General features: G+C 60.2%; 26 protein-coding genes and 1 pseudogene. 6 read left to right on the forward strand and 21 right to left on the reverse strand.

Annotated elements, in window-relative coordinates:
• The 12 genes and pseudogenes from tolA to GSM73_RS16545 all read right to left on the reverse strand — a co-directional run.
• Window positions 1-466, reverse strand: a pseudogene (gene tolA / locus GSM73_RS27410) (cell envelope integrity protein TolA); the annotation flags it as partial.
• Window positions 466-918, reverse strand: a complete 453-nt coding sequence (gene tolR / locus GSM73_RS16495; RefSeq protein ID WP_160893274.1) for a protein TolR — start codon at window positions 916-918, stop codon at window positions 466-468. The pseudogene tolA and the gene tolR, both read right to left, overlap by 1 nt.
• A gap of 23 nt (window positions 919-941) precedes the next feature.
• Window positions 942-1,637: a protein TolQ gene (tolQ, locus tag GSM73_RS16500; protein WP_047227067.1), complete on the reverse strand. Its 696-nt coding sequence runs from the start codon at window positions 1,635-1,637 to the stop codon at window positions 942-944.
• Entirely contained in the window at window positions 1,627-2,094 is a 468-nt protein-coding gene (ybgC, locus tag GSM73_RS16505; protein WP_160893252.1) for a tol-pal system-associated acyl-CoA thioesterase, read from the reverse strand. The genes tolQ and ybgC overlap by 11 nt, the downstream gene beginning before the upstream one ends.
• Before the next feature lie 128 nt (window positions 2,095-2,222).
• Window positions 2,223-3,284: a Holliday junction branch migration DNA helicase RuvB gene (ruvB, locus tag GSM73_RS16510; RefSeq protein ID WP_047227069.1), complete on the reverse strand. Its 1,062-nt coding sequence runs from the start codon at window positions 3,282-3,284 to the stop codon at window positions 2,223-2,225.
• Complete coding sequence (ruvA, locus tag GSM73_RS16515; protein ID WP_047227070.1) at window positions 3,285-3,893, reverse strand: Holliday junction branch migration protein RuvA; 609 nt, start codon at window positions 3,891-3,893, stop codon at window positions 3,285-3,287.
• A 114-nt stretch (window positions 3,894-4,007) separates the two neighbouring features.
• A complete protein-coding gene (ruvC, locus tag GSM73_RS16520; protein WP_030140802.1) occupies window positions 4,008-4,532 on the reverse strand; it encodes a crossover junction endodeoxyribonuclease RuvC in 525 nt (174 codons plus the stop codon).
• Between the two features lie 171 nt (window positions 4,533-4,703).
• Entirely contained in the window at window positions 4,704-5,450 is a 747-nt protein-coding gene (locus tag GSM73_RS16525; protein WP_076383693.1) for a YebC/PmpR family DNA-binding transcriptional regulator, read from the reverse strand.
• Window positions 5,451-5,569: 119 nt separating this feature from the next.
• Window positions 5,570-7,345 carry an aspartate--tRNA ligase gene (gene aspS / locus GSM73_RS16530; RefSeq protein WP_047227071.1) on the reverse strand — a complete coding sequence of 592 codons (1,776 nt, stop codon included), beginning with the start codon at window positions 7,343-7,345 and terminating at the stop codon, window positions 5,570-5,572.
• A 75-nt stretch (window positions 7,346-7,420) separates the two neighbouring features.
• Window positions 7,421-7,642, reverse strand: a complete 222-nt coding sequence (locus GSM73_RS16535; RefSeq protein WP_003178589.1) for an FmdB family zinc ribbon protein — start codon at window positions 7,640-7,642, stop codon at window positions 7,421-7,423.
• 123 nt (window positions 7,643-7,765) lie between these two features.
• A complete protein-coding gene (locus GSM73_RS16540; RefSeq protein WP_076383692.1) occupies window positions 7,766-8,143 on the reverse strand; it encodes a ribbon-helix-helix domain-containing protein in 378 nt (125 codons plus the stop codon).
• Window positions 8,144-8,344: 201 nt separating this feature from the next.
• A complete protein-coding gene (locus tag GSM73_RS16545; protein WP_047227073.1) occupies window positions 8,345-8,818 on the reverse strand; it encodes a Dps family protein in 474 nt (157 codons plus the stop codon).
• 374 nt (window positions 8,819-9,192) lie between these two features.
• Here GSM73_RS16545 and GSM73_RS28100 point away from each other — a divergent pair, with 374 nt between their 5' ends.
• Window positions 9,193-9,798 (forward strand): cold-shock protein, encoded by a 606-nt coding sequence (locus tag GSM73_RS28100; RefSeq protein ID WP_047227074.1) that lies wholly within the window; start codon window positions 9,193-9,195, stop codon window positions 9,796-9,798.
• Between the two features lie 70 nt (window positions 9,799-9,868).
• On the opposite strand, the gene GSM73_RS16555 is transcribed toward GSM73_RS28100, so the two are convergent.
• Together GSM73_RS16555 and GSM73_RS16560 are read right to left on the reverse strand one after the other, a co-directional pair.
• Window positions 9,869-10,075, reverse strand: coding sequence for a SlyX family protein (locus tag GSM73_RS16555; RefSeq protein WP_047227075.1), 207 nt, complete (start codon window positions 10,073-10,075; stop codon window positions 9,869-9,871).
• Between the two features lie 4 nt (window positions 10,076-10,079).
• Entirely contained in the window at window positions 10,080-10,505 is a 426-nt protein-coding gene (locus GSM73_RS16560; protein ID WP_076383691.1) for an HIT domain-containing protein, read from the reverse strand.
• A gap of 855 nt (window positions 10,506-11,360) precedes the next feature.
• On the opposite strand from GSM73_RS16560, the gene GSM73_RS16565 reads away from it, so the two are divergent.
• Window positions 11,361-12,635 (forward strand): OprD family porin, encoded by a 1,275-nt coding sequence (locus tag GSM73_RS16565; RefSeq protein WP_160893254.1) that lies wholly within the window; start codon window positions 11,361-11,363, stop codon window positions 12,633-12,635.
• 154 nt (window positions 12,636-12,789) lie between these two features.
• Here GSM73_RS16565 and GSM73_RS16570 read toward each other — a convergent pair whose 3' ends face one another.
• Both GSM73_RS16570 and GSM73_RS16575 read right to left on the reverse strand, forming a co-directional pair.
• The gene (locus GSM73_RS16570) at window positions 12,790-13,629 is read right to left on the reverse strand and encodes a mechanosensitive ion channel family protein (RefSeq protein ID WP_160893256.1); all 840 of its coding nucleotides are present in this window, start codon (window positions 13,627-13,629) and stop codon (window positions 12,790-12,792) included.
• A gap of 98 nt (window positions 13,630-13,727) precedes the next feature.
• Window positions 13,728-14,213, reverse strand: a complete 486-nt coding sequence (locus tag GSM73_RS16575; protein ID WP_003205057.1) for a YajQ family cyclic di-GMP-binding protein — start codon at window positions 14,211-14,213, stop codon at window positions 13,728-13,730.
• Between the two features lie 142 nt (window positions 14,214-14,355).
• On the opposite strand from GSM73_RS16575, the gene GSM73_RS16580 reads away from it, so the two are divergent.
• The 3 genes from GSM73_RS16580 to GSM73_RS16590 are packed head-to-tail and all read left to right on the forward strand — an operon-like array spanning window position 14,356 to window position 17,940.
• A complete protein-coding gene (locus GSM73_RS16580; protein ID WP_160893258.1) occupies window positions 14,356-15,273 on the forward strand; it encodes a putative 2-dehydropantoate 2-reductase in 918 nt (305 codons plus the stop codon).
• Between the two features lie 46 nt (window positions 15,274-15,319).
• Window positions 15,320-17,356, forward strand: a complete 2,037-nt coding sequence (locus GSM73_RS16585; RefSeq protein ID WP_047227080.1) for a HAMP domain-containing sensor histidine kinase — start codon at window positions 15,320-15,322, stop codon at window positions 17,354-17,356.
• Window positions 17,357-17,358: 2 nt separating this feature from the next.
• On the forward strand, window positions 17,359-17,940 hold the full coding sequence (locus GSM73_RS16590; protein ID WP_160893260.1) for a cob(I)yrinic acid a,c-diamide adenosyltransferase: 582 nt from the start codon (window positions 17,359-17,361) through the stop codon (window positions 17,938-17,940).
• Between the two features lie 136 nt (window positions 17,941-18,076).
• On the opposite strand, the gene GSM73_RS16595 is transcribed toward GSM73_RS16590, so the two are convergent.
• The 4 genes from GSM73_RS16595 to secA all read right to left on the reverse strand — a co-directional run bounded on the left by GSM73_RS16595 (window position 18,077) and on the right by secA (window position 23,886).
• Window positions 18,077-19,021: a Nudix family hydrolase gene (locus tag GSM73_RS16595; RefSeq protein ID WP_160893262.1), complete on the reverse strand. Its 945-nt coding sequence runs from the start codon at window positions 19,019-19,021 to the stop codon at window positions 18,077-18,079.
• Window positions 19,018-19,650 carry a glutathione S-transferase family protein gene (locus GSM73_RS16600; RefSeq protein WP_047227083.1) on the reverse strand — a complete coding sequence of 211 codons (633 nt, stop codon included), beginning with the start codon at window positions 19,648-19,650 and terminating at the stop codon, window positions 19,018-19,020. Before GSM73_RS16600 ends, GSM73_RS16595 begins: the two co-directional genes overlap by 4 nt.
• Window positions 19,651-19,810: 160 nt before the next feature.
• Window positions 19,811-21,028, reverse strand: a complete 1,218-nt coding sequence (gene argJ / locus GSM73_RS16605) for a bifunctional glutamate N-acetyltransferase/amino-acid acetyltransferase ArgJ (RefSeq protein ID WP_047227084.1) — start codon at window positions 21,026-21,028, stop codon at window positions 19,811-19,813.
• 122 nt (window positions 21,029-21,150) lie between these two features.
• On the reverse strand, window positions 21,151-23,886 hold the full coding sequence (gene secA / locus GSM73_RS16610) for a preprotein translocase subunit SecA (protein ID WP_047227085.1): 2,736 nt from the start codon (window positions 23,884-23,886) through the stop codon (window positions 21,151-21,153).
• A gap of 307 nt (window positions 23,887-24,193) precedes the next feature.
• On the opposite strand from secA, the gene GSM73_RS16615 reads away from it, so the two are divergent.
• Window positions 24,194-24,649 carry a DUF721 domain-containing protein gene (locus GSM73_RS16615; RefSeq protein WP_047227086.1) on the forward strand — a complete coding sequence of 152 codons (456 nt, stop codon included), beginning with the start codon at window positions 24,194-24,196 and terminating at the stop codon, window positions 24,647-24,649.
• Window positions 24,650-24,855: 206 nt separating this feature from the next.
• Here GSM73_RS16615 and GSM73_RS16620 read toward each other — a convergent pair whose 3' ends face one another.
• The gene (locus tag GSM73_RS16620) at window positions 24,856-26,343 is read right to left on the reverse strand and encodes a helicase HerA-like domain-containing protein (protein ID WP_160893264.1); all 1,488 of its coding nucleotides are present in this window, start codon (window positions 26,341-26,343) and stop codon (window positions 24,856-24,858) included.
• Window positions 26,344-26,386: the final 43 nt, after the last annotated feature.

Here is a 26,386-nt window from a genome sequence, read left to right on the forward strand (position 1 = left end):
CAGCGGCTTTCTTGGCTTCTTCTTCGGATTTTTTCTTGGCTATATCAGCCAGTTTCTTTTCTTCGGCCTTTTTGGCCTCGGCGGTTTTCTTCGCCTCGTCGGCCTTCTTGGCTTCGTCAGCCTTCCTGGCTTCTTCGGCCTTTTGAGCCGCTTGCTCTTTCTTTTGTTCCGCAGCTTTTATCTCTTCCTGCTCGACCTTCTTTTGCTCCATCTGCTCGACTTCGGTCTGGCGCGCGGCGGATTTCTTCGCCTCACCGGCAAGCTTCTGGTTGGTCTGCGTGGTGGCCTGGCTCTTGGACTTGAGCTGATACAGGGTCGCCTGCACGATGGGCTTGGCCGGCGGCAGCTCCGGAGTCATGGCAAAACTGACGAACAGCATGCCAAACACCAGCACATGCAGGCCAATTGCCCAGACACTAGGCCAGAAGTAGCTTTCCGAGGCGGACGGCTCTCGCTGTTGCTGCATCAGGGCGCCTCAGTGATTAAGCCAACATTACCGACCCCGGCTTTCTGCAGGCCGCCCATGGCGCCCATCACCGCACCGTAGTCGACGGTCTTGTCGCCGCGAATGAAGACCTGGGTGCGTTTGCCGTTGCTGTTGCCGGCGTTGATGATCTTGGTCACCGCATCGGTCATCTGCGGCAAGGTCATGGCCCGGTCCTGCTGCTTCTCGGTGTCGACTTCGCTGCCAAGGTTCCAGTAGTAGGTCTTGTCAGCCTTGATCGAAATGGTCAGGACCTGGGTGTCGTTGTCCTGCGGCAAGGCTTCACTGGAAACCTTGGGCAGATCAACCTTCACGCCCTGATTGAGCATCGGCGCGGTCACCATGAAGATGACCAGCAGCACCAACATCACGTCGATGTAGGGCACCACGTTCATCTCGGCAACCGGCTTGCGCTTTTTTCGGGCTCGAGCGATTAAAGCCATTGGGAAATACCTGCTTATTCTTCGCTGGTGTGCACTTTGCGGTGCAGGATCGCCTGGAATTCATCGGCGAAGGTGTAGTAACGGCTGGTCAGCGTTTCGCTGCGGGCAGCAAAGCGGTTGTAGGCGATAACAGCCGGGATGGCCGCGAACAGACCGATGGCGGTGGCAATCAGTGCCTCGGCGATACCCGGGGCCACGGTGGCCAGGGTCGCTTGCTGGGCAGTGGCCAGGCCACGGAAGGAGTTCATGATCCCCCAGACGGTACCGAACAGGCCGATGTACGGGCTGACTGAACCGACGGTGGCCAGGAACGGCAGGCCCTGCTCGAGTTTTTCTTCCTCGCGGGAGATGGCGACGCGCATGGCACGGGCCACGCCTTCCATCACCGCCTCAGGGTCCACGCCTGGTTGCTGGCGCAGACGGGAGAACTCCTTGAAGCCGGCACGGAAGATCTGCTCGACCCCCGAGTCCGGGTCCGGGTTGCTGCCGGCCTGGCGGTAGAGTTTGGACAGGTCGATACCGGACCAGAAGCGCTCCTCGAAGCTCTCCAGGGCTCGACGACCGGCGCGCAGCATATTGCTGCGCTGAAAGATCATGATCCATGAGGTCACCGATGCGGCTACCAGGATCAGCATTACCAACTGCACCACAACGCTGGCATTGCTGACCAGGCTCCACATGGAGGAATGGTCGACGACGTTAGCTTCCACGCTTTATCTCCTGCTCTGAGTATGTACCGGCGCCGCTCACGCCGGCAAAGGCCGCACGTAGAGCTTCGGGAATGGCCCGGGGTTTCAAACTATGGGTGCGCACACAGGCCACCAGAAACTGCCCTTCACAGAGCAGCGCATTATCCGTAGCCCGCCTGACCTGCTGCTTGAAGCGCAGGCTGACACGGTTCAATTCGATGACATCGGCACTTACCAGAAGCTCGTCGTCCAGTCGCGCCGGCGCGTGGTAGCGCGCTTCGCTGGAATGCACGACGAATAACAGGTCCTCTCCCACCAGCGCGGATTGGGTAAAACCCAGTTCCCGCAGCCGTTCGGTTCGAGCCCGTTCCATAAACTTGAGGTAATTGACGTAGTAAACGATGCCGCCGGCATCGGTGTCCTCGTAATAAACGCGACAGCGATGTGCGAACGACTCCAGCCCGTTTTGCGCGCGCATACTCTAGTGCTTACTCCTCAGGTTGCCAATCGGCCAGGCAACTGTTTTTTCATTCTCGAAATGCAATGACGCTCCGGGTGTCGTCTGGGACAGCACGAACCTGAAAAAAGTCGCTGCACAGAGGTCGTTCAATCGTCCACGGCATCGAGGAATTCGTCTACCACCGGCATCTCACCCATTCGTGTCGGGATGTTTAAGCCGAAATGCAGATAGGCGTGACGCGTCACCACACGCCCGCGGGGGGTGCGCATGATGTAGCCCTGCTGGATCAGGTACGGTTCCAGCACATCTTCGATGGTATGGCGCTCTTCGCTGATGGCCGCCGCCAGGCTGTCCACGCCCACCGGACCGCCGTCGAACTTCTCGATCATGGTCAGCAGCAGGCGCCGGTCCTGGTGGTCGAAACCACGCTCGTCGATATCCAGCAGGTTCAACGCCAGGTCGGCAATCGGTTTGGTGATGTGGCCCTTGGCGCGAACTTCGGCAAAATCCCGGACCCGACGCAACAGCCGGTTGGCGATCCGCGGTGTACCCCGCGCCCGCCGGGCGATCTCATAAGCGCCATCCGGGTCCAGCGGCAACCCGAGAATGCCGGCCGAGCGGCCGACGATCGTCGCCAGATCGGCGTTGTTGTAGAACTCCAGGCGCTGGACGATCCCGAAGCGGTCCCGCAGCGGGTTGGTCAACATGCCGGCGCGGGTCGTGGCGCCCACCAGGGTGAACGGCGGCAGATCGAGCTTGATGGAACGGGCCGCCGGCCCCTCGCCAATCATGATGTCGAGCTGGAAATCCTCCATCGCCGGGTACAGCACTTCCTCGACGATCGGCGATAGCCGGTGGATTTCGTCGATGAACAGCACATCATGGGGCTCAAGATTGGTCAGCAGCGCCGCCAGGTCACCCGGGCGCTCGAGGACCGGCCCGGACGTACTCTTGATCGACACGCCCATCTCCTGGGCAATGATGTTGGCCAGGGTGGTCTTGCCCAAACCGGGTGGGCCGAAGATCAAGGTATGGTCCAGAGACTCGCTGCGCCCACGGGCCGCCTGGATAAACAGTTCCATTTGCTCGCGGACCGCCGGCTGACCGATGTAATCGGCCAGACTGACGGGACGAATCGCACGGTCTTGTACTTCTTCACGGTCACGGGGGGCACCCGTGGCGGCGATCAGACGATCGGCTTCAATCACTTAAATCATTCCCTTCAGGGCACGACGAATCATGTCTTCGGTGCTCAAGCCTTTTTCCTTGATAGCGGAAATCGCCTTGCTGGCCTCCTGCGGCTTGTAGCCCAGGGAGATCAGTGCGGTGACCGCATCGTTTTCCGCGCTGGCCGCGGGCGCTGGCGCGTCCGGCTGGTTAGGCACCAGCGCGAACATGGCCGGCACCGCTTCCCAGGCCTTGAAACGGTCCTTGAGTTCAACCAACAGGCGCTCGGCGGTTTTCTTGCCGACACCTGGCACCTTGGTCAGGGCCGAAGTGTCCTGGGACTGTACGCAGCGCACCAGTTCGTCGACTTCCAGGCTCGACATCAAGGCCAGGGCCAGTTTCGGGCCGACGCCGTTGAGACGAATCAGCTCGCGGAAGAAATCCCGCTCGCGCTTGCCGACGAAGCCATAGAGTAACTGCGCATCCTCGCGCACGACCAAATGGGTGTGCAGCGTCAGCGGTTCACCGACCGACGGCAAGCGATACAAGGTGGTCATGGGCACTTCCAGCTCATAACCCAGGCCATTTACATCCAGAATCAGGTGCGGCGGCTGTTTTTCAGCCAGGGTGCCGCGCAAGCGTCCAATCACGTTTCAGATCCTTGGGCGTAGGCCAGCCGTGGGCTGGCGAGTAACGGCCGGAGCATGGAGGCCGACGACACAGGCGCAAAATGCTCGGGCTCACGAAAGATTGCGCTGATGCTATCAGAGACGCAGGCGCCCGCCACGACTGCGTGCGGCTCCCAGGCCATGCGGCAACAGGCTGGAACGGGTATGGGCATGGCAAATGGCGATGGCCAGGGCGTCGGAGGCATCGATCTGCGGCTTGCTGACCAGTTTCAGCAGATGCATCACCATCATTTGCACCTGTTCCTTGTTCGCCGCGCCCGTTCCAACGACCGCCTGCTTGACCTGGGTCGCGGTATATTCGGCGATTTCCAGGTTTTCCTCGGCACCGGCCACAATGGCCGCCCCACGAGCCTGCCCCAGCTTCAGGGCAGAATCGGCGTTACGCGCCATGAAGACCTTTTCAATGCCCATGGTGACCGGGCCGTAGGTCTGGATGACTTCACGCACGCCGCGATAAACGATCTGCAAGCGCTCGTGCAACTCACCGGCACCGGTGCGGATACAGCCTGACGCGACGTACACGCAGCCGCGCCCGGTATCACGAACCACGCCGTAGCCGGTGATGCGCGAACCGGGGTCGATACCAAGGATTAAAGTCATAACGCCTGCGGTTTGAAGATGAAGTGTTTGAATCTGTGGGAGCGAGCCTGCTCGCGATAGGGGTATCACTGCAACATCTTTGCAAGCTGGACCCTCGCTATCGCGAGCAGGCTCGCTCCCACATAAAGCACCTACGCATAGCTGAACAAGATCGCTGTACCAACAACGCTATCAGCCAAGCTGTTCAGCGACCGCTTCAGGAATGTCCGCGTTAGAGTAGACATTCTGCACATCGTCCAGGTCTTCGAGCATGTCGATCAGCTTGAGCACCTTCTCGGCACCCTCCAGGTCCAGTTCGGCGCTGGTGGTCGGCTGCATGACGATTTCCGCGTCGGCCGGCTTGAAACCGGCAGCCTCCAGGGCATTGCGCACGGCGTAAAAGCTGGCGAACGAGGTGAACACGTCGAACGAACCATCCTCATGACTGACCACGTCATCGGCGTCGGCTTCCAGGGCCGCCTCCGTCAGGGCATCTTCATCGAGGCCCGGCGCGAAACTGATCTGCCCCTTGCGCTCGAACAGGTACGCCACCGAACCGTCGGTGCCCAAGTTGCCCCCGCATTTGCTGAAGGCGTGACGCACGGCGGCGGCGGTGCGGTTGCGGTTGTCGGTCATGCACTCGACCATCACCGCTACGCCACCGGGGCCGTAACCCTCGTAGGTCAGCTCTTCCACATTATCGGCTTCGGTCGCACCCGCGCCGCGGGCGATAGCGCGGTCGATGATGTCGCGACTCATGTTCGCCCCCAGCGCCTTGTCCAGGGCCAGGCGCAAGCGCGGGTTGGAACCTGGATCACCGCCACCCTGGCGGGCAGCGACCGTCAGCTCACGGATCCACTTGGTGAATATCTTGCCCCTCTTGGCATCCTGACGTTCTTTGCGGTGCTTGATGTTCGCCCACTTGGAATGACCTGCCATAACTCGCTCCGGTTTCTCTTTGCAACATTGCCCGCCCTGCGCTCGCACAGTAGCCGGCAACCAGAAATATCGACCCCAATGAAAAGGCGCATCCGAAGATGCGCCTTCAGGTGTCGGCCTTACTCAGCCTTTGGCTGTTCACGCAGACGGATGTGCAACTCGCGCAGTGCCTTGGCATCCACCACACCCGGAGCCTGGGTCATGACATCGGCCGCGCTCTGGGTTTTCGGGAACGCGATCACTTCACGAATCGACTGGGCGCCGGTCATCAGCATCACCAGGCGGTCCAGGCCAAAGGCCAGGCCACCGTGGGGCGGTGCACCGTACTTCAGGGCATCGAGCAGGAAGCCGAATTTCTCTTCCTGTTCCGCTTCACTGATGCCCAGCAGACGGAAGACCGCCTGTTGCATTTCCTTGCGATGGATACGGATCGAACCGCCACCCAGCTCGGTGCCGTTCAAGACCATGTCGTAAGCGCGTGACAGAGCGGTGGCCGGGTTGGCCTCCAACTCCTCAGGCGAGCACTTCGGCGCGGTGAACGGGTGGTGCAGCGCGGAGAAACTGCCGTCGTCGTTCTCTTCGAACATCGGGAAGTCGACGACCCACATCGGCGCCCACTCGCAGGTCAGCAGCTTGAGGTCGTGACCCAGTTTGATGCGCAGCGCACCCAAGGCTTCGCTGACGATCTTGGCCTTGTCGGCGCCGAAGAACACGATGTCGCCATCAACCGCGCCCACGCGATCGAGGATCACGTTCAGGTTGGCTTCAGGGATGTTTTTCACGATCGGCGATTGCAGGCCGTCAACACCCGCCGCGCGCTCGTTGACCTTGATGTACGCCAACCCCTTGGCACCGTAGATGCCGACGAACTTGGTGTAGTCGTCGATCTGCTTGCGCGGCATGCTTGCCCCGCCTGGCACACGCAGGGCCGCGATCCGGCATTTCGGGTCGTTGGCCGGGCCACTGAACACCTTGAAATCGACTTCCTTGAGCTGATCGGCCACGTCCACCAGTTCCAGCGGGTTGCGCAGGTCCGGCTTGTCGGAACCGTAGCGGCGCATGGCTTCTTCGAAGGTCATGTGCGGGAACTCGCCGAATTCCAGACCCAGCACTTCCTTGAACAGGTTGCGGATCATGCCTTCGGTCAGGCCCATGATGTCTTTTTCGTCGAGGAAGCTGGTCTCGATGTCGATCTGAGTGAACTCAGGCTGACGGTCGGCACGCAGGTCTTCGTCGCGGAAGCACTTGGCGATCTGGTAGTAGCGGTCGAAGCCGGCCACCATCAGCAGTTGCTTGAACAGCTGCGGCGATTGCGGCAAGGCGAAGAAGCTACCGGGGTGGGTGCGGCTCGGCACCAGGTAGTCGCGAGCACCTTCCGGCGTGGCGCGGGTCAGGATCGGCGTCTCGACGTCGAGGAAGCCGTTTTCATCCAGGTAACGACGGATGCTGGTGGTCATGCGCGAACGCAGACGCAGCTTCTCGGCCATTTCCGGGCGACGCAGGTCAATGAAGCGATAGCGCAGGCGGGTTTCTTCGCCCACGTCGGAGTATTCGTTGAGCGGGAACGGCGGGGTTTCCGCTTCGTTGAGCACTTCCAGCTCATAGCCCAGCACTTCGATCATGCCCGAGGCCATGTTGGCGTTGCCGGCACCGGCCGGACGCAGGCGTACCTTGCCGGTGATCTTGACCACGTATTCGCTGCGCACGCGGTCGGCGGTGGCGAAGGTTTCAGCGCGGTCCGGATCGAACACTACCTGAGCCAGGCCTTCACGATCACGGATATCGAGGAAAATCACCCCGCCATGGTCACGGCGACGATGGACCCATCCGCAAAGAGTAACTTCCTGACCTTCCAGGCTTTCGTTCAGTTGGCCGCAATAATGGCTGCGCATCATGGTAGTGGTTTCACTTCTCGTAATTCGAAATTCGGTTGGAGGCCCTGCCCGTGCAAGAGCTCGCGCGTGTTCAACTCAGTCAGCTTTGTCGCCACCGGCCAGGTTCTTCTTGGCGCCGGTCTTGAAGTCGGTTTCATACCAGCCGGTGCCACCGAGGCGGAAACCTGGCATGGACAGCATCTTTTTCAGTTCCGGCGCCTGACAGGCAGGGCAGTCGACCAGCGGTGCCGCGCTGATCTTTTGAATGGCTTCCATCTGATGACCACAGGAAGCACATTGATAGTCGTACATCGGCATGGGGGTTGTCTCGGCGATCAGGTTACTCGCGCAAAGGCTGGGCTTTGCGGCAAAGAGCGGGATTATATCCATTAAATGCGGCCTGTGCAGCCGTAAGACGGCACAGGCCGTTACCGGTCGGTCTCAGCCACTGACAGGCGCCACGCATTCATCGCGCCAATGACGCCCCACGACCTCCGTCCCTGCCTCCTTCAAACTGTGCACCACGCAAACCACGCGCACTAAACCGCTGAAGTTGCGTACCCCGCCATGGCGCAGGTGCACTTCCCGGTCCACATGGGACAGCAGAGTACTGATGGAACAGCTGTTGAGCTGGGCCATGTCACCGAGAATATCCCAATAGACCTGCTCGAGCCGAAGACAGGTGGCGAACCCGTTCAGGCGGATCGATCGGGACAGGGGCCGGGCCAGCTGCATGTCGAACCCCCGGACGAACGGGTCGATGGTAATGGGCTGAAAGCGCCCATGCACACCCTCCCCAGGTTCCTTTCCTTGAATCATACCGTTGACACTCCTTTGCCATACGAACCTCTCAATTGGAACAACCAATCTGTGGCTCTATGGAAGCTCAACGGCATCGCCAGATCCAGATGACTTTATGACCATCGGCGTAGGACAAGCCAGCAGCAGGCAGGCGACGAATTACGACGTCCTACACAAAGTGCGGGCGATAATGCCCCCCGTCATCGCCGGGCCCAGCGCTTACCGGTCTTCCAGCAGCGAGCGCAGCATCCATGCGGTTTTTTCATGGACCTGCATGCGCTGGGTCAGCAGATCGGTGGTCGGTTCGTCACTGACCTTGTCCGATAAAGGAAGGATGCTACGGGCCGTACGCGTCACGGCTTCCTGACCCTCGACCAACTGGCGGATCATGTCTTCGGCGCCAGGCACGCCTTCTTCTTCCTTGATAGAAGACAAGCGTGCATACACGGCGTAAGCGCCCGGCGCAGGAAAGCCGAGGGCACGAATGCGTTCGGCAATCAGGTCCACCGCCAGCGCCAGCTCGTTGTATTGCTCCTCGAACATCAGGTGCAGGGTGCGAAACATCGGCCCCGTGACGTTCCAGTGAAAATTATGGGTCTTGAGGTACAGAACGTAAGTGTCCGACAGCAGCCGTGAAAGCCCCTCGACGATGGATTTGCGATCTTCTTCACTGATCCCGATATCAATTGCCATGTTGGTTGATCTCCTGCGGTGATGAATTCGACAGCGGCTCTTGCACTCTAGCCGGTGTTACCGCCGCCAGCCTGCGACAAATCGCCAGCCCTCCTGAACCGACAAGCCGCAACACCGGACGGTTCCGACGAGGCGGGAGATTTCACGCCCTTGCCTGATACCTTGCGCCGACGAACAGCGCGGTCCGCCCCCCGTAACGGGTTTGAGAAGGTCGGGGCTTTGCTGTTAAATAGGCAGTGTGTCGCTACGCCTATTTTTCCGGGCATGGCGCATAGGCTGATTCGGGAATGTGTCCAACGCCTCTCTATTGTTCCGAAGCGAACCGCCCCGATCAGCTCTTCCTTGTGATCCGTCTTAACCGTGAGTCAATCAAAATGTTGAAAATCGTCCACTTGCTAATGGGCGCAGCTGCCCTGCTGCTGTCCTTCATCCCTAGCCTGGGTTCCGAAGCCACGCCTTACCTGCAACATCCCGATGCGCTTTACCTGGCCTTTTTCGGCCTGCTCAACCTGACCCTTGCACCTGTTATCCCCTACTGGAACAAAGGCCCACGTCATCAACTGCAAAACCTGGTCAGCGCCTTGCTGGTGTTGGCCGTTGCCCTGCAAACCCTGACCCTGCTGGCACCCATGCCGCAAATCGCCGGTCAACCGGCCGTGCTGTTCAGCCTGGCCGCATCACTGCTCGCCGTGGCATTGCACCTGGCTGTCAGCTTCTACAAGAAGTCGTCACCGGCCGCCGCACCGCAAAACTACGACATGTCCAACCGCGATACCGGCACCGTGAAGTGGTTCAACACTTCCAAGGGGTTCGGTTTCATCTCCCGCGACTCCGGCGATGACATCTTTGTGCATTTCCGAGCCATTCGTGGTGAAGGCCACCGCGTTCTGGTCGAAGGCCAGCGCGTGGAGTTCTCCGTGATGAACCGCGACAAGGGCCTGCAGGCCGAAGATGTGATCGCCGCGCTACCGCGCCGCTGATCCCAAGCGTAAAAAAACCGCGATGCAGCCTGGCTGCTCGCGGTTTTTTATTGCCTGTCGTTCCGGTCGGTCAGTAGTGAGGCGGAGGCGCTTCTTCTTCGAAGGTTTCGAATTGCCCGGCCATCTCTTCCTGGCGCTTGAGCAACGCGGCCATTTGCAGCTGCAGACGCTCGACCACTCGTTGCTGCTCCACCAGCACGTCATTTAATGCCTGGATGGTGTCATCCTGAAACGCCAGGCGGCTTTCCAGATCCGTTACACGCTCTTCAAGGTTCATGGTTTCAGCCCTCCAGAAACTTGAAATCATCGGTCAGGGCCGCTCGCAATCGGTCGCGAATGACCTTCACCTGTTCAGCAGTATACGACCTGGCCGGGTGTTTGCCCCAGACCGGCGCTGGCCAGGCCGCGTCATCACGCTTGCGCACGATGACGTGCATGTGCAACTGACTGACGACGTTACCCAAGGTTGCAACGTTCAGCTTGTCAGCATTGAAGGAGTCCTTGAGGGTTTCGGCCAGGGCCGTGGTTTCCTTCCACAGCTGCCGCTGGTCGGCGTCATCCAATTGAAACAATTCGCTGATATTTTCCCGTCGCGGCACGAGGATGAACCACGGGTAATTGGAATCGTTGGACAAGAGCAACCGGCACAGCGGGAAGTCACCCATGACTAACGTGTCTTGTTGCAGTTGTGGATCTAAAGCAAACACCGCGCGCACTCCTCGCTGGTTATCGTTTTTGCCCGACTCAGCGGGCCTGAGTGGGACATAGAGCCGCAGCATACCCTTGAACGTCGAAGGGTTCACTGCGTACTGTCATGACCCTGTCCGATGCTTTTTTTCCAGTACGCGCACCAACTCAGCGCGGCCGGTAACACATAGGCCTGAGACGGGCGCTGCGAGCACTGCCTCTTGCACTGAGCCTGTAAAATTTTCGTACAAGGTAGAGATTTTTTGCACCAAAACAGCACAACGCGTCTACGCTCAGTGCACGAAGCATCCGTGATCTACTCACTGAGAGGGTGAACCGGTAACGTTTTTGGTTGTCTCGCAGCGTTTAGCGGTTCTAAACACGAGAGCGCCACAGCAGTCAACCTCATTTAAAACAAGGCCTTTGGAGCCCGGTTTCATGAGGTTTCACCATGCAAAAATGGAGAATGTGAAAAAAACGTGAACAAAATCCGGGTTTGAGCATGCTTGTTGCATTCATCCCCATATCGCCTGCAAGGCATCGCCGGAAGCGAAAACCTGCTGGCCTATAAATAAAGTGGCAAGGTTGCCCACAGGGAGCTTCAAGCGCAGTAACAAAGGACTCTTTACACCGACGCCGGAAAAAAAGAAGCAACTTCGAGTTGTGAGTCCGATTGCGCCGGAACAGCCCAAATACGACATGGATCGAGCCATTGGCGACAGGGTCGTAAAGAAGCTGAAAGATTGGATGGGCAAGTATCGCCAATGAATGTCGTCGTGATATAAGTTCGCGCCGACACAAAAAGAAAGAGCCGCCCAGATAAAAAAACAGGTGGGACGGCAAGACTCTTCTAAAAACCAAAGGAGCAAATCACGATGCGCGTGATGAAGTGGAGCATGATCGCACTGGCTGTTTCGGCCAGTACCTCGCAGTTCGCAATGGCCTCTTCCCAGGAAGAATCCAAGGGCTTTTTTGAAGATCAGAGCCTGAACGTTCTGAGCCGTATGCTGTACATGAACCGCGACTTCAAGAACGAACCAAGCACTCGTCAAAGTTATCGTGAAGAAGCCGGCCTTGGCGTTCGCGCCATCTACGAGTCGGGCTTTACCCAAGGTACCGTAGGCGTAGGCGTTGACGCTTTCGCTTTGGGCTCCGCCCGCTTCGACGGCGGCTCGGGTCGTGCCGGTAACGGTTTGTTCGCCGCGGACAGCGATGGCAATCTGGAAGAAACTCAATCGAAGGCTGGCGGCGCAGTTAAATTCCGCCTGTCCGACACCGTCCTGAAATACGGCAACCAGTTCACCAGCAGCCCAGTATTCTCCACCGACGACAGCCGTATTCTGCCTGAAGTTGCCACCGGCACCTTGATCACCAGCAACGAAATCAAGGGTCTGGAGCTGAGCGCAGGTCACTTCACTGCGATGAGCGCACAAACAGGCATGGGCCGTGACAGCATCAACGGCGCGGGTAATCCTGGCTTGAAATCCGCTGATATTGCAGGTGCAACCTACCAGTTCACCGACAATTTCGTAGCTGGCGTAGCGGCTTCCGACGTTGAAGATTACTTCAAGAAAAAATACATCAATCTGAACTACACCCTGCCAATTAACGAAGATCAGTCTCTGAACTTCGATTTCAACGGCTACGACAGCAAGAGCCAGGGTCAAGAGTTGAGCGGCGATATCGACAACCGCATCTGGTCCCTCGCAGCGGCCTATGCTATCGGGGCGCACAAGTTCACCCTGGCTCACCAGCGCTCCAGCGGTGACAGTGGCTACGCATACGGTGTTGACGGCGGCGGTACTATCTTCCTCTCCAACTCCGTCCAGTACTCCGACTTCAACAGCGAAGACGAGCGCTCCTGGCAGGCTCGCTACGACCTGAACATGAAAACTTATGGCGTTCCCGGCCTGAGCTTCATGACTCGTTACGTCACTGGCGACAACATTACCACTGGCGGCGTAGAGGGCAAAGAACACGAGTGGGACTTCGAAACCAAGTACGTTATGCAAAGCGGTCCAGCCAAAGACCTGTCTTTCCGCATTCGTAGCGCGTTCTACCGCACCAACTCTGCCCATTCTGAGTCCGTCAGCGTCAGGGACAACAACGACTTCCGCTTCATCGTCGAATATCCTCTGAGCATCTTGTAATTCAGCGGTCATTCGATAGTTACACCGGCAACAAATAAAAAACCGCTCACCTGATCCAGGTGAGCGGTTTTTTTGTGCCCATTACAAGTCAACTTGAAAGCAACTTCGTAATTAGCAAGCTAACTAACAATCATTTCATGCATTCAAAGCGTTATTACGCTGCCCCTTCCTGGACCACCCGAATAACCCGCTGCGGAAACGGAATATCAATTCCCGCGTCCTTCAAACGATCCCGGGCCTGTTCATTGAACATGAACATCACGCTCCAGTAATCGGCCGTTTTGACCCATACCCGCAACGACACCGTGATCGAACTGTCGCCCAGGGTGGAAATCACCGCCTCAGGCGCTGGATCGGCCAGTACACGCTCGTCCTTGGCCAGCTCCAACAACACTTCGCGAGCCTTTTGCAGGTCGGCCTGGTAATCCACGCCTACATCGAACACGACTTTGCGGGTCGGCTGGCGATTGGTGTTGGTGATGATGCCGTTCGACAGGTTGCCGTTGGGCACGATGACAGTTTTGTTGTCACCGGTGCGAATCACGGTGTGAAAGATCTGGATGCTGTCGACCGTACCGGCCACGCCTTGAGCTTCGATCCAGTCACCGATGCGGAACGGGCGGAACAACAGAATCAACACACCACCGGCGAAGTTCGCCAGGCTGCCCTGCAATGCCAAGCCGATCGCCAGGCCTGCCGCACCGATAGCCGCGATGAACGAGGTGGTCTCAATGCCGATCATCGACGCCACGCTGACGATCAGCAGGATCTTGAGGATGATGTTCGCCAGGTTGCTGATGAACCCTTGCAGCGCCAGGTCGGCATTGCGCAACGCCAGCAGCCCGCCGAGTTTGCGGGTTACCTTGTTGATCAGCCACCAGCCAATGGCCAGCGTGATCACCGCCAGCAGCACCCGGCTGCCGTACTCCATGATCATGGGGATCCAGGCCTCGGACGCCTTGATCAAGTTGTCCACTTCAGCGTTCAAGTCCATCTACCTCTCCTTCTATTGCCGTAACCACGAAAGACCGGGCGAAGCATTGTGAAAAGAGCGTTTGCCCGCTCCCCACAATGCCTCTGTGCAACCGGGTGTCAGTCGCGGAAGTTATTGAACTGCAAAGGCATGCCGAATTCCTTGCCCCGCAGCGCCGCGATGGCTTCCTGCAAGTCATCACGCTTTTTGCCGGTGACGCGCACTTGCTCGCCCTGGATGGCGGCTTGCACCTTAAGCTTGGCGTCCTTGATATGAGCAACGATTTTCTTCGCCAGTTCCTTATCGATGCCTTCCTTGAGCACAGCTTCCTGCTTCATCAGCTTGCCCGAGGCATAGGCGTCCTTGACCTCAAGGCACTGAACGTCGATCTTGCGCTTGACCAGGGCCAGCTTGAGGATCTCGATCATTGCCTCAAGCTGGAAGTCGGCCTCGGCGGTCAGGTTGACGGTCAGGTCCTTCTCCTTGAACTCGAAACTGCCCTTGCCCTTGAGGTCATAACGACGGTCGAGTTCCTTGACGGCGTTTTCAACGGCGTTGGTGACTTCGTGTTTGTCCAGTTCGGATACCACGTCGAATGACGGCATGTAGTGTTCTCCAATAAAAAAGACGCGCCCGTAACAAAGGCGCGTGCTTGGCTTGTGGTTAAAATCGGGCTCATTATAACGGGTCTTTTCCTGTCGACACTGCGAGCCCCCAGATGCCTGCGCCAAACCGAGTAAAAAACTGATGCCTACTACCTGGCATGTCCTGGGGGCCGGCAGCCTCGGTACGTTGTGGGCGACGCGCCTGGCCCGGGCCGGTTTGCCGGTGCGGCTGGTACTGCGCAATGAACAACGCTTGCAGGCCTATCGGGCCGCCGGTGGTCTGACGCTGGTGGAACAGGGTCAGGCCCGGCAATACCCGGTACCCGGGCAAACAGCCGACGCCCCCCAGCCGATCAAACGCCTGCTCCTGGCCTGCAAAGCCTATGACGCCGAAGCGGCCGTGGCTTCTGTGGCTCATCGCCTGAGCGCCGACGCGGAACTGATCCTGCTACAGAACGGCCTCGGCAGTCAGGACGCGGTCGCCAATCGTATACCCTTGGCCCGTTGCATCAGTGCCTCCAGTACCGAAGGGGCGTTCCGCGACGGTGACTGGCGCGTGGTGTTTGCCGGCCACGGCTACACCTGGCTGGGTGACCCCGCGCACCCGGTGGCACCGATCTGGCTGGACGACCTCACCGCCGCCGCCATACCCCACGAATGGACGGCTGACATCCTCACCCGGCTCTGGCGCAAACTGGCGCTCAACTGTGCCATCAACCCTCTGACCGTCCTGCACCACTGCAAGAACGGCGGCCTGCAGGCGCATCACTGCGAAGTGGCGACCCTCTGCGCGGAACTCACGGACCTGCTGGAACGCTGCGGCCAGCCCATGGCGGCCGAAGACTTGCAGCCGGAAGTCGAACGGGTCATCCAGGCCACCGCCGCCAACTACTCCTCGATGTACCAGGACGTCGCCCATGGCCGCCGCACCGAAATCAGCTACCTGCTCGGCCACGCTTGCAGGGTTGCCGAGCGCCACCGGTTACCGGTGCCACACCTGGAACAATTGCGGCAGCGTCTGATTACCCACTTGAACAACCTCGGATTGCCCGGCGACTGAGCAGCGGCTACGCTGGCCCTCGTGTTCCTTTTAAACGAAGAGTCCGATGCCATTGCGCCAGCGCCTTGAAAACCTCCCGGTCGGCCAGAAACTGCTGGCCGCCCTGCTGGTGTTGTTGACCACCGTCCTGCTGGTGGCCAACCTGACCTTTATCAGCGCCGCCTATTACATTTCCCAGGAAAGCATGGCGCCCCAGGCCCTGCAGACCATCGGTCGGCTGGTGGCCAACCCGAGCCTGATCGCCGATGCCCTGCAGTCGCCTCAGACCGCCCAGCGCCTGCTGGATGAACTCAACAGCTACGCGCCGTTGCGGGCCGCTGCGTTGTATGACGGCGAGGGCGCACGCCTGGCGCAACTGCAACAGGGCGAAAAGCTCAAGCTGCCGGACCATTACCGCCACATGCAGGCGTGGCAAGCCAGTGAGTTTCGCAGCAATCAGGTCATCACCCTACCCCGCCCGGGGACGGCGCCGGGTCATCTGTTGCTGGTTGCCAGCAGCGAACTGCCGACGGCGTTCTACACCGGCACCCTGACCGCCAGCCTCGGCATCCTGATCTTCAGCGTGTTGCTCTGGCTGGTCATTGCCCAGCAGATCAAACGCCTGATTACCCAGCCGATTCATCAGCTCGAGGAACTGTCGCGCCAAGTCACCCGCGAGGAGAACTATTCCCTGCGCGCCGCCCGCGGCAACCACGACGAAATCGGCAGCCTGGCCGAGGCGTTCAACACCATGCTCTCGCGGATCGAAGCCCGGGAGCAGCAACTCAAGCGCGCGCGTGACGACTCCCAGGCCGCCTACGACCAGGCCCAGGGCCTGGCGGAAGAAACCCGTCACACCAATCGCAAACTGGAGCTGGAAGTCCAGGTGCGCAGCAAGATCGAGAAAAAGCTCACCGGTTTCCAGAACTACCTCAACAGCATTATCGACTCCATGCCCTCGGCCCTGATCGCCCTCGACGAACAGCTCTACGTCACCCAATGGAACCAGGAAGCCAGCGCCCTCTCCGGCACACGCCTGGACGAGGCGCTGAACCAGCCGATCTTCCTCGCCTTCGAACCGCTCAAGCCTTACCTGCCGCAGCTCAAGCAAACGGTCGAACAGCACACGGTAGCGAAGATCGAACGCGTCACCTGGACCAAGGACGACGAGGCCCGGCACTACGCCCTCACTTTCTATCCACTGATGGGCGGCGCCGGACGCGGCGTGGTGATCCGCATCGATGACATCACCCAACGCCTGTCGCTGGAAGAAATGATGGTGCAATCAGAAAAGATGCTCTCGGTCGGCGGTCTTGCGGCGGGCATGGCCCATGAAATCAACAACCCGCTGGGAGCCATCCTGCACAACGTGCAAAACATCCGCCGACGCCTGTCGCCGGAGCTGCCGAAGAACATCGAACAGGCCGAACAACTGAATATCGAACTGCAAAGGGTGAACCTTTACCTGCAAAGCCGGGAAATCCCGCAGTTGCTCGACGGCATCCAGCAGGCCGGCGCCCGGGCGGCGAAAATCGTCACCCACATGCTCAGCTTCAGCCGGCGCAGCACCCGGCAGATGGCCCCCTGCGACCTGCCGGCACTGATCGACCAGGCGGTGGAGATCGCCGGCAACGACTTCGACCTGGCAATCGGTTTCGATTTCAAGGGCCAGGCGATCATCCGGCAGTTCGACCCCAACCTGGGCCCGGTGCCCGGCACCGCCAACGAGCTGGAGCAGGTGCTGCTCAACCTGCTGAAAAACGCCGCCCAGGCGATCCATCAACGCCAGGACGACAGCGAACCCGGGCGCATTATCCTGCGCACGCGGCTGAACCCACCGTGGGCAGAGATCCAGGTGGAGGACAACGGCATCGGCATGAGCGAGAACGTACGCAAACGCACCTTCGAGCCGTTCTTCACCACCAAGGAAATCGGCCAAGGGACCGGGCTGGGGCTGTCGGTGTCGTATTTCATCATCACCAATAATCACAAGGGCCAGATGGAAGTGCAGTCGGCGCCGGGCCAGGGCACCTGCTTCACCTTGCGCCTGCCATTGACCGGCACCTCAATGGTGCCGCAGGAACACAAACAACTGGAGCGCTGAACATGGGTTTTCGCCTGTCGAAGATTTACACCCGCACCGGCGACAAAGGTGAGACCGGGTTGGGGGATGGTCGCCGTGTAGCCAAGGACCATCCACGGGTCGAGGCCATTGGCGAGGTGGACACGCTCAACAGTCAGTTGGGATTGTTGCTCGCCAGCCTCACGGGAGAGGCAGTTGAATATCCGGCGCTACAGGAGCTGATCGAGGTCTTGGCGCCTTGTCAGCATCGGCTGTTCGACCTGGGCGGTGAACTGGCGATGCCGGCTTATCAGGCCTTGAACATGCTGGAAGTCGAGCGCCTGGAAGCAGCCATCGATGCATGGAACGAAGAAGTGGGACCGTTGGAGAACTTCATCCTGCCCGGTGGCTCGACACTGATCGCCCAGGCCCACGTCTGCCGCAGCCTGGCCCGTAGCGCCGAACGCCGTTGTCAGCAGTTGAACGCCGTGGAGCCATTGGCCGGGCCGGGGCTGGCGTATATCAATCGGTTGTCGGATCTGTTATTCGTCGCGGCGCGGGTCATTGCCCGGCGGCAAGGGGTGGCTGAGGTGTTGTGGGTGGCGGCTGCCAAGCCCGAGAGTTGATGACCTGCATGATCGTTCCCCACGCTCTGCGTGGGAACGCAGCCCGGGACGCTCCGCGTCCCTCCAGAGCCGAACGCGGAGCGTCCGTTGAGGCGTTCCCACGCAGAGCGTGGGAACGATCAGTCATCCCACCCAATCAAGGCCCAGGCCAAAACGCCCGAATCCCCGCCACACCCTGCGCCCCAGCGGCCCAGGCTTGCTGCCGCTCGTCCGGCCCCACCCCGCCCAACAGATACACCGGCCTGTTGAAGCCCTCGATCAACCGCGAAACCTCTTCCCACCCCAGCGGTTGGGCCTCGGGATGGGTCTGGGTCGGTTGCACCGGCGAGAGCGTCACGAAGTCCACGTCCATCTGCTGCGCCAGGGACAGCTCCTCGGCGTTGTGGCAGGACGCCGCCAACCAACGGTCTTTGCCGAAAGGACGACCGGCCGCAGCATGCTTGCGCAATTGCGCGGCGGTAATGTGCCAGCCGGCGGACGGGAAATCCCCCAGCCATTCGAAAGGCCCCTTGAGCATCAACTGGGCCTTGCCGGCGCACAAACCTGCCGCATCCACCGCCAGATCGCGGTACTTCGGGTCGTAGCCATTGGGCGCGCGCAGCTGGACCAGTTTGATCCCGCCGGCGATAGCCTTTTGCATGCCGCGCAGCAACTGCGGCGTTTCGAGGCCTTCAGGGGTGATCAAATATTCGCCGGGCAAACGAGCCGCCGCGATGATCGGCTGGTTGGCCGCCGGGAACTCATGGTTCAAAAGCTCCCGGGCCGTGACCCAGGCCAACGGCTGCCCTTCGGCACCGTGGGGCTCGCCGGTGAACGCCGAGACTTCCCAGACATCCAGCAACACCTGTTTATCCGGGTAATCGTGACGCACCTTGATCAACGGCCGGGCGGCGACGACGACAATGCCCAGCTCCTCATGAAGTTCGCGGGCCAGGGCGGTTTCGACGGACTCATCCGCCTCGACCTTGCCACCGGGAAACTCCCAAAGGCCACCCTGGTGCTGGGTGTCGGCCCGTCGGGCGATCAGGATTTTGCCGGCAGCGTCACGAATGACCGCCGCCGCTACATGGACTCGTTTCACCGCGCTGTTTCCTCCAGGCCGGCCTGTTGCCACGCCTTGAACGCCGGCCATTGATAGATAGTTTCGACATAGGCCGCATCGACCTCGGGCAACGCCACCTGATAGGTGCGCAAGCGCACGGCCACCGGCGCGAAGAACACATCGGCCAGACTCAAGCGGCCAAACAGGTAGGGCCCGGCTTCAGTAGCCGCCGCACGGCATTCGGCCCACAGTGCCAGCATCCGCTGGATTTCCGCCTGAACCTCCGCCGGCATGGGCACCAGCGGCGCATCGCGCAGCAGGTCAAACGGCATGTGGCTGCGGATAGCAAAAAAACCGCTGTGCATTTGTGCACAGGCCGAACGTGCCTGAGCCCGGGCGGCGACGTCCCTGGGCCAGAGGCCCGCATCGGGAAACTGTTCAGCCAGGTATTCGGCAATCGCCAGGGAGTCGGCGATCACACCGAATTCGGTCTTGAGCAACGGGACTTTGGCGGTGGCTGAATACTTGAGCAGTTTCTCACGGGTGTCCGGTTGGTCGAGCCTGACCAGCTCTTCGGTGTACTTTGCGCCGGTCAACGCCAGGGCCAGCGCACCGCGCAAGGACCAGGAGGAAAGGTGTTTGTCGCCGATGATCAGGTGCAGGCTCATGTCTGGAATCCTTTCTTGGGGTGTTGTGGAGGCTGTACTGGCGCCATCGCGAGCAAGCTCGCTCCCACAATGGATCGGTGGTGTGAACAGGTCCAGGTCACCCAACCAATCCCTGGGGGAGCGAGCCTGCTCGCGATGGCAGCAACTCGGTCCCGAACTGTTAAGTCCGATATTCCGCGTTAATCTTCACATACTCGTGGGACAGGTCAGTCGTCCAGATCGTTTCGCTGCAATCACCACGTCCCAGCTCGATACGAATGGTGATTTCTTCCTGCTGCATCACCGCCGCGCCCTGGGCTTCGGTGTAGGTGGCGGCGCGTGCGCCCTGGCTGGCGATGCAGACTTCACCGAGGAACACGTCGATCTTGCTCACGTCCAGGTCCGGCACACCGGCACGGCCGACGGCGGCGAGGATCCGGCCCCAGTTCGGGTCGGAGGCGAACAGCGCGGTCTTGATCAGCGGCGAGTGCGCCACGGTGTAGCCAACATCCAGGCATTCCTGATGGTTGCCGCCACCGTTGACTTGCACGGTCACGAACTTGGTCGCGCCTTCGCCGTCACGGACGATGGCCTGGGCCACTTCCATGCAGACTTCGAATACCGCCTGCTTCAGGGCGGCAAACAGCGCACCGCTGGCTTCGGTAATTTCCGGCAGGTCGGCCTTGCCGGTGGCGATCAGCATGCAGCAGTCGTTGGTGGAGGTGTCGCCGTCGATGGTGATGCGGTTGAACGACTTGTTGGCGCCGTCGAGCATCAGGTCTTGCAGCACCTGCCGGGAGACTTTGGCGTCAGTGGCGATGTAGCCAAGCATGGTCGCCATGTTCGGGCGGATCATGCCGGCGCCTTTGCTGATGCCGGTGACGGTGACGGTCACGCCATCGTGCTGGAATTGACGACTGGCCCCTTTGGGCAGCGTGTCGGTGGTCATGATGCCGGTGGCGGCAGCGGCCCAGTTGTTTTCCGACAGGTCATCCAGAGCGGCCTGCAACGCGCCTTCGATCTTCTCGACCGGCAGCGGTTCGCCGATCACCCCGGTGGAGTACGGCAGCACCTGGCTGGCGTCGACGCCGGTCAGTTCGGCCAGCTTGGCGCAGGTGCGTTCGGCGGCGGCCAGGCCTGGGGCGCCGGTGCCGGCGTTGGCGTTACCGGTGTTGGTCAGCAGGTAACGCACCGGCCCCTGCACGCGTTGCTTGGCCAGGATGACCGGCGCGGCGCAAAAGGCGTTGAGGGTGAACACGCCGGCAACCGTCGAGCCTTCGGCGCAACGCATGACCACGACATCCTTGCGCCCTGGGCGCTTGATGCCCGCCGAGGCGATACCGAGTTCAAAACCGGCAACCGGGTGCAACGTTGGCAACGGACCAAGACCAACAGCCATGAATGCGCTCCTAAATAGATAAATCGACACCGCCTTAATCGAGACGGCGAATCAAAATGGCAAAACGCCGCGACGGCTGAAAGCCGGTCGCGGCGCGGGTCGTTCAGCGCTTGAAACGGGTGTTACTGAATCTGCCCGTGACAATGCTTGTATTTCTTGCCCGAACCGCAATAGCACAGCTCGTTGCGGCCCAGCTTCTGCTCGTTACGTACCGGCGCGGTCGCCAAGGCAACATCCACCTCGGCGCCCTCCTCCTGGGCAACTTCCAGGCCTGGGGCCGGGGCGTGCTCGAACTGCATGCGCGCGGCCAAGGCTTCGGCTTCCTGACGCAAACGGGCTTCTTCTTCGGCCGGGTCTTCGCGGCGAACCTGAACGTGGGACAACACGCGGATCGAGTCGCGCTTGATCGAATCCAGCAACTCGGAGAACAGCGTGAACGACTCGCGCTTGTACTCCTGCTTGGGGTTCTTCTGGGCATAACCACGCAGGTGGATACCATGGCGCAAGTGATCCATGGTCGACAGGTGGTCTTTCCACAAGTCGTCCAGCACCCGCAGTACGATCTGCTTCTCGAAGGAGCGCAGCGCTTCTTCGCCGGCCTGGTCTTCTTTCTCGTTGTACGCGGCGATCAGTTCAGCCAGCAGCTTCTCGCGCAGGGTTTCTTCGTACAGGTGATCGTCTTCGTCCAGCCATTGCTGGATCGGCAACGCCACGCCGAAGTCGCTCTGCAAGGCAGCTTCCAGACCGGCGACATCCCACTGCTCAGGCAGCGACTGCGGCGGAATGTGGGCGCTGACGGTTGCGTTGAGCACGTCCTGGCGGAAATCTGCGATGGTTTCGCCAATGTTGTCGGCGGCCAACAAACTGTTACGCATGTGATAAATCACTTTACGCTGTTCGTTGTTAACGTCGTCGAACTCCAGCAATTGCTTACGGATATCGAAGTTGCGGCCCTCGACCTTGCGCTGGGCTTTCTCGATGGCGTTGGTGACCATCCGGTGTTCGATCGCTTCGCCCGGTTGCATGCCCAGGGCCTTCATGAAGTTCTTCACCCGATCAGAGGCGAAGATACGCATCAGGCTGTCTTCCAACGACAGATAGAAGCGGCTGGAACCGGCATCGCCCTGACGACCGGCACGGCCACGCAGCTGGTTGTCGATACGACGCGATTCGTGACGCTCGGAAGCGATCACCTGCAAACCGCCGGACTCGAGCACCTGTTGATGACGCTTCTGCCAGTCGGCCTTGATCTGCGCGATCTGCTCGGGCGTCGGGTTTTCCAGGGAGGCCACTTCCACTTCCCAGTTGCCGCCCAACAGGATGTCGGTACCACGGCCGGCCATGTTGGTGGCAATGGTCAGGGCACCCGGGCGACCGGCCTGGGCGATGATCTCGGCTTCTTTTTCGTGGAACTTGGCGTTGAGGACCTTGTGCTCGATACCTTCCTTGGTGAGCAATGCGGACATGTGCTCGGAGGTTTCGATTGTGGCGGTACCCACCAGGATAGGACGGCCCTGGGCCATGCATTCCTTGATGTCGGCGATGATCGCCGCGTATTTCTCATCGGCGGTGAGGAACACCAGGTCGTTGTAGTCTTTACGGGCCAGCGGCTTGTTAGGCGGGATCACCATCACTTGCAGGCCGTAGATCTGATGGAATTCGAACGCTTCGGTGTCGGCGGTACCGGTCATGCCGGACAGCTTGTTGTACAGACGGAAGTAGTTCTGGAAAGTGGTCGAGGCCAGGGTCTGGCTTTCGGCCTGGATGTTCAGACCTTCCTTGGCTTCGATGGCCTGGTGCAGGCCTTCGGACAGACGACGGCCCGGCATGGTCCGGCCGGTATGCTCATCCACCAGCACGACCTGGCCGTCCTGGACGATGTACTCGACGTTGCGATGGAACAGCTTGTGCGCACGCAGACCGGCATAGACGTGGGTCAGCAGGCCCAGGTTATGGGCCGAGTACAGGCTCTCGCCCTCGGCCAGCAGGCCGACGCGGGTGAGCATTTCCTCGATGAACTGGTGACCGGCTTCATTGAGTTCGACCTGACGGGTCTTCTCGTCGACCGTGTAATGGCCGGCCTTGGTCACTTCACCCTCGACTTCTTCGACGTGAAGTTCCAACTGCGGGATCAGCTTGTTGATCTCGATGTACAGCTTGGAGCTGTCCTCGGCCTGACCGGAAATGATCAGCGGGGTACGGGCTTCGTCGATGAGAATGGAGTCGACTTCGTCGATCACGGCAAAGTTGAGTTCACGCTGGAATTTTTCATCCATGCTGAACGCCATGTTGTCGCGCAGGTAATCGAAACCGAATTCGTTGTTGGTGCCGTAGGTGATATCGCAAGCGTAGGCGGTGCGTTTTTCTTCCGGCGGCTGGAACGGCGTGACCACGCCGACCGTCAGGCCGAGGAATTCATACAGCGGACGCATCCAGTTGGCATCACGGCGGGCCAGGTAGTCGTTGACCGTCACCACGTGCACGCCCTTGCCGGACAGTGCATTGAGGTATACCGCCAGTGTCGCCACCAGGGTCTTGCCCTCACCGGTACGCATTTCAGCGATCTTGCCTTCGTGCAAGGTCATGCCGCCGATCAACTGAACGTCGAAGTGACGCATGCCCATCACCCGCTTGCCGGCTTCACGGGCAACCGCGAAGGCTTCGGGCAGGAGCTGGTCAAGGGTTTCCCCCTTGGCGATGCGGTCCTTGAATTCGGCAGTCTTGGCGCGTAACTGATCGTCCGAAAGGGCCACCATTTGCTCTTCGAAGGCATTGACGATCTGTACCGTCTTGAGCATGCGTTTGACTTCACGCTCGTTCTTGCTTCCAAAAAGTTTCTTTAACAAAGGCGCAAACATATCGGCAGGATCTTCCACACTAAAGGGATGGAGGGCGGCCCCGTGAGTCGCCCGTGCAGCCCTCATGGCCGCATGCGAACGAGCATTCTACCCGGAAACGATGGTGAGGAAAGTGGCGTTATTCCACGATGCTGGCACAGCGCTGTGACGGGGCCTCCCTAAAATAAGGGCTTTTGCGGGAACTTCAACCCACAAACGAGAGAAGTTATTCATTGATTGCTCGGACAAAGGCGCCCGCGGCGAGCGGTCGCGGCGTACTCGGCGCTTTCTGCTACCATGGCGCCTCTGTCACTTGCGGTATTCGTTCATGGCCTTTCGCCCTCTTCCAGCCAAGGTTCCCGCCGTTCTGCTGCGCGAAGCCAAACCGCTGAAAGCCATCTTCGGCCACGCCAAACGACTGGGTCACTTGCAGCGCCTGCTGGACAGCCAATTACAGCCCGCCGCTCGCGAGCACTGCCACGTGGCCTCCTGGCGCGAAGGCAGCCTGCTGCTGATCGTCACGGACGGTCACTGGGCCACGCGCTTGCGCTATCAGCAAAAACGCCTGCTGAGGCAATTGCAGGCGTTCGAGGAATTTGCCGGCCTGACGCGGATTCTGTTCAAGGTACAACCGCCCACGGTGCAAGTCGCCGTCAAGGGGCACACGCTGGACTTGTCCACCGACGCAGCCGCCACCATCCAGGCCACCGCCGATGGCATCACCGACCCCAACCTGCGGGCGGCGCTGGAGCGGTTGGCGGCACATGCGCGGCCCAAGGATTGACTTCCAGGTCGCCAGTTGAATCGCTATCGCGAGCAAGCTCGCTCCCACAGGAGATCTTCAGTGAACACAGATTTTGTGTACGACACAGATCAATTGTGGGAGCGAGCCTGCTCGCGATAGCGGCAGATCAGTCGGTACATTTGGCGCCTGTTGAATCGCCATCGCGAGCAGGCTCGCTCCCACAATGTTGAACTGTGCCGAGCCGGTTACCGGCGCTTTTTGCTCCCCAGCAACGACCCCATCAACCCACGTACCAGTTGCCGTCCCAACTGATTGGCGGCCTGGCGCATCGCCGATTTCAATGCCTGGCCGGCCGCCGTACCGAGAAATTCCCCGGCCTTGTCGGTGAAACTCGGTTCTTCAGCGCTCGCCTTGCCCTGTGCCTCTTCGGCTTGCGGCTCCAAGCCCTTGCGCCCCATCAGCACTTCATAGGCCGACTCGCGATCAATGGGTTTGTCATAACGCCCTTGCAAAGGGGAACGGGCGATCAGCCCGGCGCGCTCAGCGTCGGTCAACGGCCCGATCCGCGATTGTGGCGGCGCCACGAGCACACGCTGGACCATTTGCGGCGTGCCCTTTTCCTGCAAAGTGCCCACCAAGGCTTCGCCAATACCCAGCTCGGTCAGCACTGTCAGCGCATCGAATTGCGGGTTGGGCCGGAAACCGTCCGCCACCGCCCGCAGGGATTTCTGCTCCTTGGTGGTGAAGGCCCGCAAGCCGTGCTGGATGCGCAGGCCCAACTGCGCCAGCACGTCGTCCGGCAAGTCTCCTGGCGACTGGGTCACGAAGTACACCCCCACGCCCTTGGAGCGAATCAGCCGCACCACTTGCTCCAACCGCTCTTGCAACGCCTTGGGGGTATCGGCAAAGAGCAGATGGGCTTCATCGAAGAACAGCGCCAGCAGCGGTTTGTCCGCGTCGCCGCGCTCGGGCAATTGCTCGAACAACTCGGCCAGCAGCCAGAGCAGGAACGTTGCGTAGACTTTTGGTGCTTCATGCACCAGACGGCTGGCGTCCAGCAAATGGATAGGGCCGCGGCCGTCGCTGGCCGGTTGCAGGATGTCTTCAAGCTGCAAGGCCGGCTCACCGAACAGCGCATCCGCGCCTTGTTGCTCCAATGTGGCCAAGCGCCGCAGCAAAGCCTGGCTGGAACCGGTGGTCATCAAAGCGGCGTCGTCCCCCAGCAGCTCAGGGTTGTCCCTGAGATGATTGAGCAGTGCCTTCAAGTCCTTGAGATCCAGCAGCAACAGGCCTTCGCGGTCGGCAACCTTGAAGGCCGCGTACAGCGCCGATTGCTGACTGTCGGTGAGTTCCAACAGGCTGCCGAGCAACAGCGGGCCCATTTCACTCAGGGTGGTGCGCAGCGGATGACCGGACTTGCCATGAATGTCCCACAAGGTCACCGGATAAGCCTGGGGTTTGTGGCCGAGCCAGGACATGCCGGCGATACGCTCGGCGACTTTGCCTTGGGGGTTGCCGGCGGCGCCGAGGCCGCACAGGTCGCCCTTGATGTCTGCGGCGAATACCGCAACGCCGGCATCGCTGAACGTCTCGGCCAGGCGTTGCAAGGTGACGGTCTTGCCGGTGCCGGTGGCACCTGCCACCAGACCATGCCGGTTGGCCAGGCGCATGGCCTGGGCGATGGGTTGGCCGGTAAGGTCGGCGCCAATAACAAGTTGCGATGAGTCAGGCATTTCGTCACCTGTGGTTAATCTATGGCCTTGCATGGCCGATATC

Origin of the sequence: Pseudomonas sp. PICF6, from assembly GCF_009831705.1 — a bacterium.
GTDB classification, from domain to species: Bacteria; Pseudomonadota; Gammaproteobacteria; order Pseudomonadales; family Pseudomonadaceae; genus Aquipseudomonas; species Aquipseudomonas rhizophila.

Excerpts from the sequence above, each read along its gene's own strand:
- ybgC (WP_160893252.1), bottom strand. The coding sequence starts at position 2,094 with ATGCGCGCGCAAAACGGGCTGGAGTCGTTCGCACATCGCTGTCGCGTT.
- ruvC (WP_030140802.1), bottom strand. The coding sequence starts at position 4,532 with ATGACTTTAATCCTTGGTATCGACCCCGGTTCGCGCATCACCGGCTAC.
- GSM73_RS16525 (WP_076383693.1), bottom strand. The coding sequence starts at position 5,450 with ATGGCAGGTCATTCCAAGTGGGCGAACATCAAGCACCGCAAAGAACGT.
- aspS (WP_047227071.1), bottom strand. The coding sequence starts at position 7,345 with ATGATGCGCAGCCATTATTGCGGCCAACTGAACGAAAGCCTGGAAGGT.
- GSM73_RS16535 (WP_003178589.1), bottom strand. The coding sequence starts at position 7,642 with ATGCCGATGTACGACTATCAATGTGCTTCCTGTGGTCATCAGATGGAA.
- GSM73_RS16540 (WP_076383692.1), bottom strand. The coding sequence starts at position 8,143 with ATGATTCAAGGAAAGGAACCTGGGGAGGGTGTGCATGGGCGCTTTCAG.
- GSM73_RS16545 (WP_047227073.1), bottom strand. The coding sequence starts at position 8,818 with ATGGCAATTGATATCGGGATCAGTGAAGAAGATCGCAAATCCATCGTC.
- GSM73_RS28100 (WP_047227074.1), top strand. The coding sequence starts at position 9,193 with ATGTTGAAAATCGTCCACTTGCTAATGGGCGCAGCTGCCCTGCTGCTG.
- GSM73_RS16555 (WP_047227075.1), bottom strand. The coding sequence starts at position 10,075 with ATGAACCTTGAAGAGCGTGTAACGGATCTGGAAAGCCGCCTGGCGTTT.
- GSM73_RS16565 (WP_160893254.1), top strand. The coding sequence starts at position 11,361 with ATGCGCGTGATGAAGTGGAGCATGATCGCACTGGCTGTTTCGGCCAGT.
- GSM73_RS16570 (WP_160893256.1), bottom strand. The coding sequence starts at position 13,629 with ATGGACTTGAACGCTGAAGTGGACAACTTGATCAAGGCGTCCGAGGCC.
- GSM73_RS16575 (WP_003205057.1), bottom strand. The coding sequence starts at position 14,213 with ATGCCGTCATTCGACGTGGTATCCGAACTGGACAAACACGAAGTCACC.
- GSM73_RS16580 (WP_160893258.1), top strand. The coding sequence starts at position 14,356 with ATGCCTACTACCTGGCATGTCCTGGGGGCCGGCAGCCTCGGTACGTTG.
- GSM73_RS16585 (WP_047227080.1), top strand. The coding sequence starts at position 15,320 with ATGCCATTGCGCCAGCGCCTTGAAAACCTCCCGGTCGGCCAGAAACTG.
- GSM73_RS16590 (WP_160893260.1), top strand. The coding sequence starts at position 17,359 with ATGGGTTTTCGCCTGTCGAAGATTTACACCCGCACCGGCGACAAAGGT.
- GSM73_RS16600 (WP_047227083.1), bottom strand. The coding sequence starts at position 19,650 with ATGAGCCTGCACCTGATCATCGGCGACAAACACCTTTCCTCCTGGTCC.
- argJ (WP_047227084.1), bottom strand. The coding sequence starts at position 21,028 with ATGGCTGTTGGTCTTGGTCCGTTGCCAACGTTGCACCCGGTTGCCGGT.
- secA (WP_047227085.1), bottom strand. The coding sequence starts at position 23,886 with ATGTTTGCGCCTTTGTTAAAGAAACTTTTTGGAAGCAAGAACGAGCGT.
- GSM73_RS16615 (WP_047227086.1), top strand. The coding sequence starts at position 24,194 with ATGGCCTTTCGCCCTCTTCCAGCCAAGGTTCCCGCCGTTCTGCTGCGC.
- GSM73_RS16620 (WP_160893264.1), bottom strand. The coding sequence starts at position 26,343 with ATGCCTGACTCATCGCAACTTGTTATTGGCGCCGACCTTACCGGCCAA.